We start from the raw sequence: 14,626 nt of genomic DNA, 5'->3' as shown, positions 1-14,626 counted from the left end.
AGAAGCTCCTGCCGCTTCGTGTCATCCCAGGCAGGGGCACGGTGTAACAAAACGTCGCACTGGAACAATTGGCCCCTGGCTGCAGCGCAACAGCCTGCAGCAGAGGCCAGGGGTGCGGGGTTTACTGCTGGGCTTCGAGCAATTGGGTCCACAGTGCCGGGCCGCCGGCAGACTTGGCGATGATCTCCAGGCGCGTCTGGTGCTCGGCCAACTCGGCTTCGCTGGCCTGGATGATCCGCCCCCGCGGACGATCGGCCGGCAAGCGGCGGATCTCCGAGGCCCGGCCGGCACCCTCGCCGGAGCCGTTGCCGTCCGAGGCGTTGCCCGCCAGGGACAGGCTGGTCTGGCCACCGGTCATGGTCAGGTAGACGTCGGCCAGGATCTCCGAGTCGAGCAAGGCGCCGTGCAATTCACGGCCGGAGTTGTCGACACCGTAGCGTTTGCACAGGGCGTCGAGGCTGTTGCGCTGCCCCGGGTGCCGCTCACGGGCCATCATCAGGGTGTCGAGGATGGTGCAGTGCTGGGTGATGTCGGCCCGCTCGTGCTGACCCATCAAGGCGAATTCGTTGTTGATGAAGCCAACGTCGAACGCCGCGTTGTGGATGATCAGCTGCGCGCCCTGGATAAAGTCGAAGAACTCGTCGGCGACTTCGGCGAAACGCGGCTTGCCCACCAGGAATTCGTTGGTGATGCCGTGGACGCCGATGGCGCCTTCATCGCTCTCGCGATCCGGTTGCAGGTAAACGTGGAAGTGCCGCCCGGTCAGGCGCCGACCGATCAACTCGACGCAACCGATTTCAATGATCCGGTGACCGTCGGTCACCGGCATACCGGTGGTTTCGGTATCGAGTACAACAGATCTGTTGGCCATCAGTGGTCCGTTCTCAATCTGGCAAAGGGCGGGATTTTAGCATGCCCAACCCATGGACTGTGTGCGCACCGGTCATGTCGCTGCCACGCACTTTTTAACAGTTGTTTGCAAAGCTCATGAGGATCGCCCAGGGGCCGGCTGCTAGGGTGCCGGCCTTCTTTCTTCTGGACGCGCTGCCTCATGTCGACTGGTCTTCGCCGCCTGCAATGCCTGCTGTGTATCGCCCTGTTCAGCAGCGCCAGCCACGCCACCGGCCTGGTGATCAGCACCGATCTGAGCATGAGCGGCCTGCTGACCAGCAGCGAGCGGACAGCGAAAATCAGTAGTTCCTTCAAGGACGACAAACTGGTGCTGGAGGCCCGCAGCGATGCCGCGACCTTTGTCGCCAGCGACGGGGCAATTCACGGCGCGCGCCTGACATCGGCGCTACAGCGGATCCGCCAGGTGCTGCACAACCCGCCCTACAGCGACACCCAACTGGCTGCGGCGATCCTCACCCTGTAACGCCGTCAGCCCTTGTAGCCGCGGACCTCGTCCACACCACGGTTGGCCAACTGGTCGGCACGCTCGTTGCCGTGATGGCCGGTGTGACCGCGCACCCATTTCCAGCTCACGTTGTGGCGGTTGACCTGTTCATCCAGTTGCTGCCACAGGTCGGCGTTCTTCACCGGCTCCTTGGCCGCGGTCTTCCAGCCGCGCTTCTTCCAGTTGGCCATCCACTCGTTGATGCCCTTCATCACATACTGCGAGTCGGTGACCAGCAACACATCGCATTCACGCTTGAGTTCTTCCAGGCCACGAATCGCCGCCATCAGTTCCATGCGATTGTTGGTGGTGTTGGCTTCGCCGCCCCAGAGTTCCTTCTCGACACCCTTGCATACCAACAAAGCGCCCCAGCCACCCGGGCCTGGATTGCCCTTGCAGGCACCGTCGGTAAAGATTTCTACGCTATCGCTCATCCACGCCTTCCATCAGAAAATTGCCAGTGGCCCGCCGCTTGGAATCGACAATGCCCAGGGCCGGGAAAACCCGGCCGGTCCATATAAAAAGAAGGTATCAACAGGTCATCAAGGTTCGCTGTTACGGCGATTGACCTTGGCCATGGGCAGCGGTACCAGCTTGCCCATCGGTTCGCGCCGGACCTGGCGCACCGGGCGCAGGCCTACGACGATCTTGCGAGCCACCAATAGATAGAAGCCGCCCCCAGACAGTTGCCACTGCCCGGCCTTGCGCTCCCAGCCCGCCAGTCGTGCCTGCCATGCTGCCGACGCAAGCGGCGGACGATAGCACCCGAAGCGGCGTTTCTCCAGCGCGAACCCCAGCAGGTTGAGCCAGTCGCCCACCCGCGACGGCGAGATGCAACGGGCCTGGCGCAAGGCGTCATGGGCGAAAACATGACGCAGGCCCCAGGTGCTCCAGGGGTTGATACCGATAATCAGCAAGTGGCCACCGGGCCTTACGCTGCTGGCCGCCTCTCGCAGCAGACCGTGGGGTGACAGGCAGAAATCCAGACCGTGCTGCAGCACCACCACATCGGCAGCATGTTCGCTCAGAGGCCAGGCCTGTTCCTCACAGACAATCTCGACCCCGGGCAATGGCGCGCCCAGGCGTACGTTGCGCTGCACCTGGGGCGCCGCCGGCGGGGTCTGCGCCGAAGGTCCGTAGTGCACCAGATAACCGCCGAAGAAACGCCCCAGCTCCTCTTCAAGCATGCGTCGTTCTTCATCCAGCAGAAACTGCCCCAGAGGGCCGGACAACCAGTCCCGGGCCGCACTGATCAGGGCCAGCCAGTCGGGATCTGCCTGAGCGAAGGCTTTATCGGTCATTGCATTCTCCAACACGCCAAGAAGCTCTAAGATGCGCCAATGTTTTCCGCTTGGCGAATCCGAAGATGATACAGATCAGTGCCCTGCCCGCCTTCACCGACAACTACATCTGGTTGTTACAAGATCATCGCAGCCAGCGCTGCGCAGTTGTCGATCCCGGGGATGCGGCGCCGGTACTGGCCTGGCTGGAACAGCACCCGGGCTGGAGCCTGAGCGACATCCTGGTGACCCACCATCACCACGATCATGTCGGTGGTGTCGAGCGCCTGAAACAGCACAGCGGCGCCACGGTCTACGGCCCGGCACAGGAAAAGATTCCCGGGCGCGACGTGGCCCTGGACGCCAACGACCACGCCAGCATCCTCGGCTGGGACTTCGAAGTGTTCGCCGTGCCGGGCCACACCCTGGGGCATATCGCCTACTACCACCACGGCCTGCTGTTCTGTGGTGACACCCTGTTCGCCGCCGGTTGCGGCCGTCTGTTCGAAGGCACCCCGGAGCAGATGCACCAGTCCCTCAGCCGCCTCGCCGCGCTGCCGGACGACACCCTGATCTATTGCACCCACGAATACACCCTGAGCAACCTGCGCTTCGCCCAGGCGGTGGAACCTGCCAATCCGGACATCGCCCAGCGCCTGGAAAAAGTCACGCAAATGCGCGAGCACGGGCACATGACCCTGCCATCGACCCTGGCCCTGGAGAAACTGACCAACCCCTTTTTGCGTACCGGTGAAACATCCGTTAAACAAAAAGCGGACGAACGGAATGGCCAGGATAACCCGTCGCAGAGTGCGGTCTTTGCGGCCCTGAGGGCCTGGAAAGATAAGTTCTAAGCAGGCTAACTATTGGCACAAAAATTCTGAATGGTTGACCGCACCCCGGGTGCTTTCTAGAATCGCCCGACATTTTTGCCCGGAACTTACTTCCAGCCAATGTCGTCATCTATTCGTTATTCCATCAGTTCAGACGCATTGACGCGCTTGGCCCAGGCCATCGCGGTAGCTGTGTCAGCGACTCTTGCGGGCTGCCAAAGCACCGGCCATGCCCCGCAGAGCGACGCGACACACACACAGAATTTCAACGCCCGCATCAAGCAGAAACCCATCTGGCTGAGCACCCAGCCAAGCCCGCAAATACCCCAGGACGTCTGGGAACGCATGCGCCAAGGGTTCCAACTGCAAGAAGGCCTGGGCGTCAACCCGCGTATTGAACAGCAGCGCCTGTGGTTCGCCAGCAACCCTTCCTTCCTGGAAAATGCCGGCGAGCGCGGCAGCCTCTATATCCACTACATCGTCGAACGTCTCGAAGAGCGCAACATGCCGCTGGAACTGGCCCTGCTGCCGGTGATCGAGAGCGCCTACAACCCGCTGGCCTATTCCCGGGCCGATGCGGTAGGCCTCTGGCAGTTCGTTCCGGCCACCGGTCGCTACTTCAACCTGCGCCAGACCCGCTTCTACGATGGTCGACGCGACATCACCGCATCGACCACCGCGGCCTTGGACTACCTGACCCGCCTGCACGACATGTTCAACGGCGACTGGCTACTGGCGCTGGCCGCCTACAACGCCGGTGAAGGTACGGTCAGCCGGGCCATTGAGCGCAACGAGAAGCTCGGCCTGCCCACCGACTACTGGAACCTGCCGCTGCCGACCGAAACCCAGGCCTATGTACCCAAGCTGCTGGCCCTGTCCCAGGTGGTGCTGGCCCCGCAAGCCTACGGCGTCAATCTCAACCCCATCGCCAACGAACCCTACTTCCAGGTGGTGGAGATCAACCAGCGCATGGACCTGTCCAAGGTCGCGGCGGTGGCCAACATCGACGAGGACGAGCTGTTCCAGCTCAATCCGGCGTTCAAGCAGCGCACCACCGTCGATGGTCCGCAACACCTGCTGGTGCCGACGTCCAAGGCCCAGCTGCTGACCACCAGCCTGTCCACCATGAAGCCCGAAGAGCTGATCAGCAAACGCTCCCTCAAGCCGGTCTTCGACCGCGATGAAGGCCGCGACTCGCTGCGGCCCAAGCGCATCTACCGGGTCAAGAACGGCGACAACCTGACCCTGATCGCCAAGGCCAACAAGGTGGATGTGCAGGACCTGCAACGCTGGAACAAGCTCAGCGGCAAGAACCTCAAGGTCGGCCAGACCCTGGTGATGCAGGACACCCGCAAGGCCGCCGGCAAGAAAACCACTGTCGCCAGCAGCGGCAAGCAGAAGTCGACCCAGTACAAGGTCAAGCAAGGCGACTCGCTGTACATCGTGGCCAAGCGCTTCAACGTCGAGATGCAGCACCTCAAGCGCTGGAACCCGCGCGCGGCCCAGGCCCTCAAGCCCGGCCAGATGCTGACGGTTTACCTGCCGCACTGAAATCCGCCCCTGTAGGAGCTGGCTTGCCGGCGAACAGCCTTCGCCGGCAAGCCGGCTCCTACAGGAGATTTCAATTGCACAAAGCGCGCGCCAGCGAGCTTTTTCCTGCTGATACAAGCTGTTACTGTACGGAGCACAAAGCCCAAGCCGCCTGGATCGGATCTCTGACTCGATGCGTCCCCTCCTTCTGTTCTTCATCAGTCTGGCCTTGAGCTTTCCCGCAAGCGCAACGATCACTGAAAGTCATGGTTATGCGCAGTTTGGCACGCTCAAGTACCCGGCCAAGTTCACCCACTTCGACTGGGTCAATCCCGTGGCGCCCAAAGGCGGCACCTTGCGGGTCATGGCCTTTGGCACGTTCGACACCCTCAACCCCTATACCTTCAAGGGCATCAGCCCGGTAGCCACGCCGAACTTCCTGCAATACGGCGTCAACGAGCTCAACGAGCCGTTGATGGTCGGCACCGGCCTCTACGCGCCCTCCGGCGATGAACCCACCTCCAGCTATGGCCTGATCGCCCGCTCCGTGGAGTACAGCGAGGACCGCAGCTGGGTGGTGTTCAACCTGCGCCCCGAGGCGCGCTTTCACGATGGCCAGCCGATCACCGCCTACGACGTGGCGTTTTCCTATCGCCTGCTGCTCAAGGACGGCCACCCGCAATACCGCACCAACCTGCAGGAAGTGCAGCGGGTGGACATCCTCGGCCCGCAGCGCATCCGCTTCGTGTTCAAGCGCGCCGGCAACCCCCTGCTGATCCTGCGCCTGGGAGAGTTGCCGGTCCTGCCCCAGCACTACTGGAAAGACCGCGACTTCAAGGCCACCACCTTCACCCCGCCCCTGGGCAGCGGCCCCTATCGCATCACCCAGGTCCAGCCCGGACGCCAACTGGTGTTCGAACGGGTCAAGGACTACTGGGGCAAGGACTTGCCGGTCAACCGCGGCTTCAACAACTTCGACCGGGTCGAGGTGGAGTTCTACCGCGACAGCGATGTGGCTTTCGAAGCCTTCAAGGCCGGTGAGTTCGACATCTACATCGAGCACCAGGCCAAGAACTGGGCCAATGGCTACAACTTCCCGGCGGTCACGCGCGGCGAGGTGATCAAGGCCCAGGTGGCGCACCAGATTCCGACCCAGACCCAGGGCCTGTTCATGAATACCCGGCGCAGCCTCTTCGCCGACGTTCGCGTGCGTGAGGCCCTGGGCCTGATGTTCGACTTCGAATGGACCAACCGCACCCTGTTCAGCGGTGCCTACCAGCGCACCCTGAGCTACTACCCCAACAACGAGTTCTCCGCCACGGGCCTGCCGGTGGGCCATGAGTGGCTGCTGCTCTCGCCCTACCGCGAACAACTGCCCCCCAACCTCTTCACCCAGGCCTTCAGCCTGCCGCGCACCGAAGGCCGGGGCATCCCCCGCCAGACCCTGCGTCGCGCCCTGGCGCTGCTGGCCGAAGCCGGCTGGAAGCTCAATGGCCAGCGCCTGCAGAACAGCGCCGGACAGCCACTGCGCCTGGAACTGATGCTGGTCAACCCCAACCTGGAGCGCATTCTCCAACCTTATGTGGAGAACCTGGCCAGCATCGGCATCGACGCCCGCCTGCGCACCGTGGACCGAGCGCAGTACAAGCAACGCCTGGATCAGTTCGACTACGACATGATTCTCATGACTCTCAACCAGACCCTGAGCCCGGGCCTGGAGCAATGGCAGTACTTCCACTCCAGCCAGGTCTCGGTCAAGGGCAGCAAGAACTACGCAGGCATCAACAATCCGATTGTCGATCACCTGCTGGAACAACTGCTGGCCGCCCAGAGCCGGGACGAGCAACTGGCCGCCGGCCGCGCCCTGGACCGGGTACTGCTGTGGCAGCACTACATGATTCCCAACTGGTACCTCAACCATCACCGTCTGGCCTACCGTAACCGGTTCGCCTTCGTCACCACGCCGCCCTACAACCTGGGCTTGAATGCCTGGTGGCTGAAGTCCCTGGAGAACACCCAATGATGCCTCTGCGTGCCCTGCTCCTGCGCACCAGCGGCCTGTTGTTCGGCGTCATCGCCTGCTGTGCCCAGGCTGCGCCGCAACATGCCCTGACCCTGTACAACGAAGCGCCGAAATACCCGGCGAACTTCCAGCACTTCGACTTCGTCGACCCCCAGGCCCCCAAGGGCGGCACCTTCCGCATGGCCGGCTTCGGCAGCTTCGACAGCCTCAATCCGTTCATCAGCAAAGGCGTGCCCGAGCTCAACATCGGTCTGATCTACGACACCCTGATGACCCAGAGCCTGGACGAACCCTTCACCGAGTACGGCCTGGTGGCGGGCAAGATCGAGAAAGCCCCGGACAACAGCTGGGTGCGTTTCTACCTGCGCCCGGAGGCTCGCTTCAACGACGGCCAGCCGATTCGCGCCGAGGACGTGGTGTTCAGCTTCCAGACCCTGATGAGCGCCGGTTCGCCGCTGTACCGTGGCTACTACGCCGACGTTGATCAGGTGATCGCCGAAGACCCGCTGCGGGTGCTGTTCAAGTTCAAGCACAGCAACAACCGCGAGCTGCCGTTGATCCTCGGCCAACTGACGGTCCTGCCCAAGCACTGGTGGGAACATCGGGACTTTGCCAAGAGCAACCTGGAAGTGCCCCTGGGCAGCGGCCCCTACCGGGTGACCGAGGTCAAGGCCGGACGCTCGATCCGCTACGAGCGGGTCAAGGACTACTGGGCCAGGGACCTGCCGGTCAACCGCGGCTTCTACAACTTCGACGTGATGACCAGCGATTACTACCGTGACAACACCGTGGCGCTGGAGGCCCTCAAGGCCGGCCAGTTCGACTATTGGCTGGAGATGAGCGCGAAGAACTGGGCCAACGCCTACAACATCCCGGCCGTGGCCCAGGGACGCTTGATCAAGGAACAGATCGCCAACGGCAACCCCACCGGCATGCAGGGTTTTGTCTTCAACACCCGCCGGCCGATATTCCAGGACGTGCGGGTGCGTCATGCCCTGAGCCTGCTGTTGGACTTCGAATGGAGCAACAAGCAGCTGTTCAATGGCGCCTACACCCGCACCCGCAGCTACTTCGAGAACTCGGAGATGGCCGCCACCGGCCTGCCGGGCCCCAACGAGCTGGCCATCCTCGAACCCTTGCGCGACAAGATTCCCGAGCAGGTGTTCGACGAGGCCTTCGCGCCGTCCCAGTGCGACGGCAGCGGCATGATCCGCGCCCAGCAACGCCGGGCCTACCAACTGCTGCAGGAAGCCGGCTGGCGCATCGTCGACGACAAGATGGTCGACGCCCAGGGCAAGCCGCTGGTGATCGAATTCCTCCTGGCCCAGACCGAGTTCGAACGGGTGCTGCTGCCGTTCAAGCGCAACCTGGCCGACCTGGGGATCGAGCTGGTGATCCGCCGGGTCGACGTGTCCCAGTACATCACCCGGGTGCGTTCCCGGGACTTCGACATGATCGTCGGCAGCTTCCCCCAGTCCAACTCCCCGGGTAACGAGCAACGCGAGTTCTGGATGTCTTCCAGCGCCGACAAGCCCGGCAGCCGCAACTACATCGGCCTCAAGGACCCGGCCATCGACAGCCTGGTGGAAAGCCTGATCAACGCCGACTCGCGCAACAGCCTGGTGGCCCATGCCAAGGCCCTGGACCGGGTCCTGCAATGGGGCTACTACGTGATCCCCAACTGGCACATCAAGACCTGGCGCGTGGCCTACTGGGACCACATCGGCCACCCGAAAGTCGCGCCCAAGTACGACATCGGCATCAACACCTGGTGGATCAAACCCGATGCCAAGCCCGCCGTAGAACCGGCCCCGGACCAGGCGGCCGCGGCCGACAGGGTGCAATGACATGCTGGCCTATATCGTTCGCCGACTGCTGCTGATCATCCCCACCCTGCTGGGCATCCTGCTGATCAACTTCGTGATCATCCAGGCCGCGCCCGGTGGCCCGGTGGAGCAGATGATCGCCAAGCTCGAAGGTTTCGACGGCGCCACCAGCCGCATCGCCGGCGGCGGTGCCGAAGTCTCGGTGGCAGGCAGCAGCTACCGCGGCGCCCAGGGCCTGGACCCGGCCCTGATCAAGGAAATCGAGCACATGTACGGCTTCGACAAATCGGCGCCGGAACGCTTGTGGATCATGATCAAGAACTACGCCACCCTGGATTTCGGCAACAGCTTCTTCCGTGACGCCAAGGTGGTGGACCTGATCAAGGAAAAGATGCCGGTGTCCATTTCCCTGGGGCTGTGGAGCACCCTGATCATGTACCTGGTGTCGATCCCCCTGGGGATCGCCAAGGCCACCCGCCACGGCAGCCACTTCGACGTCTGGACCAGCTCGGCGATCATCGTCGGCTATGCAATCCCGGCCTTCCTGTTCGCCATCCTGCTGATCGTGGTGTTCGCCGGCGGCAGCTATTTCAACTGGTTCCCCCTGCGCGGCCTGACCTCCAACGACTTCGACCAGTTGAGCTGGGGGCGCAAGATCCTCGACTACTTCTGGCACCTGGCGCTGCCGGTCACCGCCCTGGTGATTGGCCACTTCGCCACCATGACCCTGCTGACCAAGAACAGCTTCCTCGACGAGATCAACAAGCAATACGTGATCACCGCCAAGGCCAAGGGCCTGACCCAGCGTCGCGTGCTATACGGCCATGTGTTCCGCAACGCCATGCTGCTGGTGATCGCCGGCTTCCCCTCGGCCTTCATCGGCATCTTCTTCACCGGATCCCTGCTGGTGGAGGTGATTTTCTCCCTCGACGGCCTGGGCCTGATGAGCTTCGAGGCGGCGATCAACCGCGACTACCCGGTGGTGTTCGGCACCCTGTTCATCTTCACCCTGCTGGGATTGGTGGTGAAACTGATCGGCGACCTGACCTACACCCTGGTCGATCCGCGCATCGACTTCGACAGCCGGGAGCATTGAGATGAACCTGTCCCCCCTCAATCGTCGGCGCTTCGAGCGCTTCAAGGCCAATAAACGCGGCTGGTGGTCACTCTGGCTGTTCCTGGTGCTATTCATCCTCAGCCTGGGCGCCGAACTGATCGCCAACGACAAGCCGTTGGTGGTGCACTACGAAGGCGGCTGGTACTTCCCGGCCCTCAAGCGCTACCCGGAAACCACCTTCGGCGGCGAGTTTCCCCTGGAGGCCAACTACAAAAGCCCCTATATCCGCGAGCTGCTGGCGCAGAAGGATGCCTGGGTGCTCTGGGCGCCGATCCCCTTCAGCTACCAGAGCATCAACTACGACCTGCGGGTGCCGGCGCCGGCGCCGCCCTCGGCGGACAACCTGCTGGGAACCGACGACCAGGGCCGTGATGTGCTGGCCCGGGTCATCTACGGCTTTCGCATCTCGGTGCTGTTCGCCCTGACCCTGACCATCCTCAGCTCGATCATCGGGGTCATCGCCGGCGCCCTGCAGGGCTTCTACGGCGGCTGGGTAGACCTTGCCGGGCAACGTTTCCTGGAGATCTGGTCCGGGCTGCCGGTGCTCTACCTGCTGATCATTCTGGCCAGCTTCGTGCAGCCCAACTTCTGGTGGTTGCTGGGGATCATGCTGCTGTTCTCCTGGATGAGCCTGGTGGACGTGGTGCGCGCCGAGTTCCTGCGCGGGCGCAACCTGGAATACGTGCGCGCGGCCAGGGCCCTGGGCATGCAGAACGGCGCCATCATGTTCCGTCACATCCTGCCCAATGCCATGGTGTCCACCATGACCTTCATGCCCTTCATCCTCACGGGCGCCATCGGCACCCTCACCGCCCTGGACTTCCTCGGCTTCGGCCTGCCCCCCGGCGCGCCGTCCCTGGGCGAGCTGGTGGCCCAGGGCAAATCCAACCTGCAGGCGCCCTGGCTGGGCATGAGCGCGTTTGCCGTGCTGGCCCTGATGCTCAGCCTGCTGGTGTTTATCGGCGAGTCCGCCCGCGATGCCTTCGACCCGAGGAAATGACATGACCCAGGACAATCTGATCGAAGTCCGCAACCTGGCTGTCGAGTTCGTGGCCGGCGAGCATCGCCAGCGGGTGGTGGAAGGCATCAGCTTCGACATCAAGCGCGGCGAAACCCTGGCCCTGGTAGGGGAAAGCGGCTCCGGCAAATCGGTGACCGCCCACTCCATCCTGCGCCTTTTGCCCTACCCCCTGGCCCAGCATCCGTCCGGCAGCATCCACTACTCCGGGCATGACCTGCTGACCCTCAACGAGAAGACCATTCGCCACATTCGCGGCAACCGCATTGCCATGATCTTCCAGGAGCCCATGACTTCGCTGAACCCGCTGCACAGCATCGAGAAGCAGATCAACGAAGTGCTGGGCATCCACAAGGGCCTGACCGGCAAGGTCGCCAGCAAGCGCACCCTGGAACTGCTGGAACTGGTGGGCATCCCCGAACCCCACAAGCGCCTCAAGGCCCTGCCCCATGAGCTGTCCGGTGGCCAGCGGCAACGGGTGATGATCGCCATGGCCCTGGCCAACGAGCCGGAGCTGCTGATTGCCGACGAACCCACCACGGCCCTGGACGTCACCGTGCAGTTGAAGATCCTTGAACTGCTCAAGGAATTGCAGGCACGCCTGGGGATGGCGCTGCTGCTGATCAGCCACGACCTGAATCTGGTGCGGCGCATTGCCCACCGGGTCTGCGTGATGCAGAAGGGTTGCATCGTCGAACAGGCGTCCTGTGAGGATCTGTTCCGTGCGCCGCAGCATCCCTACACCCGGGAACTGCTGGCGGCGGAGCCCAGCGGCACCCCGGCGAACAACCCGATCGGCCCGCCGTTGCTGGAAGTGGACAACCTCAAGGTCTGGTTCCCGATCAAGAAAGGCCTGCTGCGCAGCACCGTGGATCACGTCAAGGCCGTGGACGGCATCCACTTCAGCCTGCCCCAGGGCCAGACCCTGGGCATCGTCGGTGAAAGCGGCTCGGGCAAGTCGACCCTGGGCCTGGCGATCCTGCGCCTGATCTCCAGCCAGGGCGGGATTCGGTTCGAGGGACAGCAGCTGGACGCCCTGTCCCAGCAACAGGTACGGCCGCTGCGGCGGGAAATGCAGGTGGTGTTCCAGGACCCCTTTGGCAGCCTCAGCCCGCGCATGAGCGTGAGCCAGATCGTTGGCGAAGGCTTGCGCATCCACAAGATCGGCAGCGAACAGGAGCAGGAACAAGCGATCATCGAAGCGCTCGAGGAGGTGGGCCTGGACCCACAAACCCGGCACCGCTACCCCCATGAGTTTTCCGGTGGCCAACGCCAGCGCATTGCCATCGCCCGGGCCCTGGTGCTCAAGCCGCGGCTGATCCTGTTGGACGAGCCGACCTCAGCCCTGGATCGCACCGTGCAGCGCCAGGTGGTGGAACTGCTGCGCAAGCTGCAGAGCAAGTACAACCTGACCTACCTGTTCATCAGCCATGACCTGGCGGTGGTCAAGGCCCTGAGCCACCAGTTGATGGTGATCAAGCACGGCCAGGTGGTGGAACAGGGCGACGCGCGCAGCATCTTTGCCCTCCCACAACATCCGTACACACGGCAATTACTGGAAGCCGCCTTCCTGGCTCCGGCAAGCGCCGAATAATCTGCAACAGGAACGGATGCTCGACGTAAAAAATCATATGGAAAATGAAACCGCAAAGATCGCCCGTGGGAACAGTCCAACATGAAGTGGTGCTATCTGTTGCTGTTGATCTTTCTAGCCGGCTGCGACAGCACACAAGATAAAGACCCGAATAAGACTCCGGGCAACCTCGCAAGCCTTCATATCCGTTTAGGCGCACCGGTTGCTCAATTCCTCAAAAACAGCCCGGTGAGCTTTACCGCCGACTGCCTGGATGCGCTCGACATGTGCTGGTATGAAGCGGATCGGCGAGGCGTGCTGCTGAACCTGAGCCTCTCTGAGCCTGAGGGCACTCTTGAGCTGGATCAGGTAGCCGGTTTGAGCATTGCCGTTGATGGCAAGGCATCGAGCAACATCCAGGCATTGAACATCGACCTTCGCGGCCTGCCGGACAACAGCCCCCATCAGCAAAACAAGGACCTGATCTATCGCCTCATCAGGGAGTTGAAGAGCGCTGGATGGCAAAAGTACTACTACCCTTCGGACCCACGAATACCCGGTTCTGAACTGAATAAACTCGACTGGAAAAACAGTCTCTTGGGTACCAACCCGCTCAGCCACCCGCTGTTCGATGCCAACCGTGAAATGAGCCTTGAAGAATGGCTCGGCGTCTCTACGTTTTATGACTGGTATCTCTATCACGGCAACTACATTGCCCATGTCCGAGCCCTGCGCTACGACTCGAAAAGCGCACCCTTGGAAACCGGTGTCTACCTGATCAGCATAAACCTGATGTCACTGGATACGTTCTGGGCCGGCGATTTTGCCGAGGAACAACGAGCACAATGGAAAACACGGCTACCGGCTCAGTTGAAAGCACTGCTGCAACGTCGTTCGCAAGCGGAAACTCGAGCCAGGGCCGCCGGGGTGAACATCGAGGAAGGATATGAGCCACCGCTCATGGAACGCAGCGAGTAGCGGCATGCAATATCCTTTTGTCGCAGCCCCGCTCCAGGGTCCGGGGCTTGTCTGCTGCAAAACTCAATGGGCGCGCTTGCCGGCCTGCTTGTGCAGATACATGGCTTTGTCGGCATCGGCCAAGAGTTCTTCGATACCGGCGTGGCGCTCGGGGTCGTACTCGATCTGCCCCACGCTGAAGCGGATGTCGTAGCCGCGTTTCAGGGTGGCGTTGCGTTCATCGAGGATTTCACCGAGGCGCGCCATGATCGCCGAAGTCTCGACGTGATCGGCAGCGGTCAGCAGGGCCACGAACTCATCGCCGCCCAGGCGGCCGATCACATCGCTCTCGCGAAAGGCAATGCGCAGCACATCGGCAAAGGTCTTCAATGCCCCGTCGCCTTCGGCATGGCCGTAGCTGTCGTTGATCTGCTTGAACTCGTTGAGGTCGAAAAACAGCAGGGTCGCCGGCTTCTCCAGGCGCTTACAGACCCCAAGGGCGTGTCGGGCCAGGGCTTCGAAGCCGCGACGATTGGACAGCAGGGTCATCTCATCCATGCTGGCCATCTGTACCGCAGCCAACTCCTGCTCGGCCATGCGCGCCAGGTCCCGCAGCAGGGTGCGCTCCTCGTCGTCCAGGTCCCGGGGCTTGACGTCGATCAGGCACAGGGTGCCCAACTTGCTGCCGTTGGGCACGGTCAATGGGCAACCGGCATAGAAGCGAATCCCCGGCTCGCCGATCACCAGCGGGTTGTCATGGAAACGCTCGTCCAGTTCGGCGTCGCAAACGGTGAGGATCTGGTCGCCGAGAATCGCGTGGCCGCAGAAGGAAATGTCCCGCGGGGTTTGCGTGGCGCTCAATCCCACGCAGGACTTGAACCACTGCCGGTCGGTGTCCACCAGGCTGACCAGGGCGATCGGCACATTGAACAGGCGCTTGGCCAGCCGGGTCAGGCGGTCGAAGCGCTCTTCCGGCGAAGTATCGAGGACATTCAGCTCCCTCAGGGTCTGAACTCGCAGGGCCTCATTGTTGGGTTTGCTTGGGTACAACATCGCTGACTCCATTCGCGGCT

General features: G+C 62.5%; 13 protein-coding genes. 9 read left to right on the top strand and 4 right to left on the bottom strand.

Annotated features, from left to right (window positions below):
- Positions 1–121: 121 nt before the first annotated feature.
- Positions 122–871 carry a DNA polymerase III subunit epsilon gene (gene dnaQ, locus P7C00_RS14915; protein ID WP_346632773.1) on the bottom strand — a complete coding sequence of 250 codons (750 nt, stop codon included), beginning with the start codon at positions 869–871 and terminating at the stop codon, positions 122–124.
- 180 nt (positions 872–1,051) lie between these two features.
- Here dnaQ and P7C00_RS14910 point away from each other — a divergent pair, with 180 nt between their 5' ends.
- A complete protein-coding gene (locus tag P7C00_RS14910) occupies positions 1,052–1,375 on the top strand; it encodes a DUF2388 domain-containing protein (RefSeq protein ID WP_404939705.1) in 324 nt (107 codons plus the stop codon).
- A 5-nt stretch (positions 1,376–1,380) separates the two neighbouring features.
- Here P7C00_RS14910 and rnhA read toward each other — a convergent pair whose 3' ends face one another.
- Both rnhA and P7C00_RS14900 read right to left on the bottom strand, forming a co-directional pair.
- The gene (gene rnhA, locus P7C00_RS14905; RefSeq protein ID WP_346632771.1) at positions 1,381–1,830 is read right to left on the bottom strand and encodes a ribonuclease HI; all 450 of its coding nucleotides are present in this window, start codon (positions 1,828–1,830) and stop codon (positions 1,381–1,383) included.
- Between the two features lie 108 nt (positions 1,831–1,938).
- Positions 1,939–2,697 (bottom strand): methyltransferase domain-containing protein, encoded by a 759-nt coding sequence (locus tag P7C00_RS14900; RefSeq protein WP_404939703.1) that lies wholly within the window; start codon positions 2,695–2,697, stop codon positions 1,939–1,941.
- Between the two features lie 65 nt (positions 2,698–2,762).
- Between P7C00_RS14900 and gloB the strand changes: the two genes are divergently transcribed.
- The 8 genes from gloB (at position 2,763) to P7C00_RS14860 (ending at position 13,574) form a co-directional block, all read left to right on the top strand.
- Positions 2,763–3,530 (top strand): hydroxyacylglutathione hydrolase, encoded by a 768-nt coding sequence (gene gloB / locus P7C00_RS14895; protein ID WP_404939701.1) that lies wholly within the window; start codon positions 2,763–2,765, stop codon positions 3,528–3,530.
- Between the two features lie 99 nt (positions 3,531–3,629).
- The gene (locus P7C00_RS14890; RefSeq protein ID WP_404939699.1) at positions 3,630–5,060 is read left to right on the top strand and encodes a transglycosylase SLT domain-containing protein; all 1,431 of its coding nucleotides are present in this window, start codon (positions 3,630–3,632) and stop codon (positions 5,058–5,060) included.
- A 172-nt stretch (positions 5,061–5,232) separates the two neighbouring features.
- Positions 5,233–7,062, top strand: coding sequence for an extracellular solute-binding protein (locus P7C00_RS14885; protein WP_404939697.1), 1,830 nt, complete (start codon positions 5,233–5,235; stop codon positions 7,060–7,062).
- Entirely contained in the window at positions 7,059–8,909 is a 1,851-nt protein-coding gene (locus P7C00_RS14880; protein ID WP_404939695.1) for an extracellular solute-binding protein, read from the top strand. Before P7C00_RS14885 ends, P7C00_RS14880 begins: the two co-directional genes overlap by 4 nt.
- A gap of 1 nt (position 8,910) precedes the next feature.
- A complete protein-coding gene (locus tag P7C00_RS14875) occupies positions 8,911–9,984 on the top strand; it encodes a microcin C ABC transporter permease YejB (RefSeq protein WP_025128323.1) in 1,074 nt (357 codons plus the stop codon).
- Position 9,985: 1 nt separating this feature from the next.
- Entirely contained in the window at positions 9,986–11,005 is a 1,020-nt protein-coding gene (locus P7C00_RS14870) for an ABC transporter permease (protein ID WP_199009713.1), read from the top strand.
- A 1-nt stretch (position 11,006) separates the two neighbouring features.
- Positions 11,007–12,617, top strand: coding sequence for an ABC transporter ATP-binding protein (locus P7C00_RS14865; RefSeq protein ID WP_404939693.1), 1,611 nt, complete (start codon positions 11,007–11,009; stop codon positions 12,615–12,617).
- An 81-nt stretch (positions 12,618–12,698) separates the two neighbouring features.
- Positions 12,699–13,574 carry a hypothetical protein gene (locus P7C00_RS14860; protein WP_404939691.1) on the top strand — a complete coding sequence of 292 codons (876 nt, stop codon included), beginning with the start codon at positions 12,699–12,701 and terminating at the stop codon, positions 13,572–13,574.
- Positions 13,575–13,637: 63 nt separating this feature from the next.
- Here the strand turns inward: P7C00_RS14860 and P7C00_RS14855 are convergent, their stop codons facing one another.
- Entirely contained in the window at positions 13,638–14,606 is a 969-nt protein-coding gene (locus P7C00_RS14855) for a sensor domain-containing diguanylate cyclase (RefSeq protein ID WP_346632763.1), read from the bottom strand.
- Between the last annotated feature and the right edge of the window lie 20 nt (positions 14,607–14,626).

This window comes from Pseudomonas sp. JDS08PS003, assembly GCF_045013505.1.
GTDB lineage: Bacteria > Pseudomonadota > Gammaproteobacteria > Pseudomonadales > Pseudomonadaceae > Aquipseudomonas > Aquipseudomonas protegens_B.
The sequence above is the reverse complement of the archived record's forward strand: the minus strand, read 5'-3'. Positions and strand labels throughout refer to the sequence as shown.

Bases quoted from the DNA above. Each gene is read 5' to 3' on its own strand.
- P7C00_RS14900 (WP_404939703.1), bottom strand. From the start codon at position 2,697: ATGACCGATAAAGCCTTCGCTCAGGCAGATCCCGACTGGCTGGCCCTG.
- P7C00_RS14860 (WP_404939691.1), top strand. From the start codon at position 12,699: ATGAAGTGGTGCTATCTGTTGCTGTTGATCTTTCTAGCCGGCTGCGAC.
- P7C00_RS14910 (WP_404939705.1), top strand. From the start codon at position 1,052: ATGTCGACTGGTCTTCGCCGCCTGCAATGCCTGCTGTGTATCGCCCTG.
- P7C00_RS14880 (WP_404939695.1), top strand. From the start codon at position 7,059: ATGATGCCTCTGCGTGCCCTGCTCCTGCGCACCAGCGGCCTGTTGTTC.
- dnaQ (WP_346632773.1), bottom strand. From the start codon at position 871: ATGGCCAACAGATCTGTTGTACTCGATACCGAAACCACCGGTATGCCG.
- P7C00_RS14855 (WP_346632763.1), bottom strand. From the start codon at position 14,606: ATGTTGTACCCAAGCAAACCCAACAATGAGGCCCTGCGAGTTCAGACC.
- P7C00_RS14885 (WP_404939697.1), top strand. From the start codon at position 5,233: ATGCGTCCCCTCCTTCTGTTCTTCATCAGTCTGGCCTTGAGCTTTCCC.
- gloB (WP_404939701.1), top strand. From the start codon at position 2,763: ATGATACAGATCAGTGCCCTGCCCGCCTTCACCGACAACTACATCTGG.
- P7C00_RS14865 (WP_404939693.1), top strand. From the start codon at position 11,007: ATGACCCAGGACAATCTGATCGAAGTCCGCAACCTGGCTGTCGAGTTC.
- P7C00_RS14875 (WP_025128323.1), top strand. From the start codon at position 8,911: ATGCTGGCCTATATCGTTCGCCGACTGCTGCTGATCATCCCCACCCTG.
- P7C00_RS14870 (WP_199009713.1), top strand. From the start codon at position 9,986: ATGAACCTGTCCCCCCTCAATCGTCGGCGCTTCGAGCGCTTCAAGGCC.
- rnhA (WP_346632771.1), bottom strand. From the start codon at position 1,830: ATGAGCGATAGCGTAGAAATCTTTACCGACGGTGCCTGCAAGGGCAAT.
- P7C00_RS14890 (WP_404939699.1), top strand. From the start codon at position 3,630: ATGTCGTCATCTATTCGTTATTCCATCAGTTCAGACGCATTGACGCGC.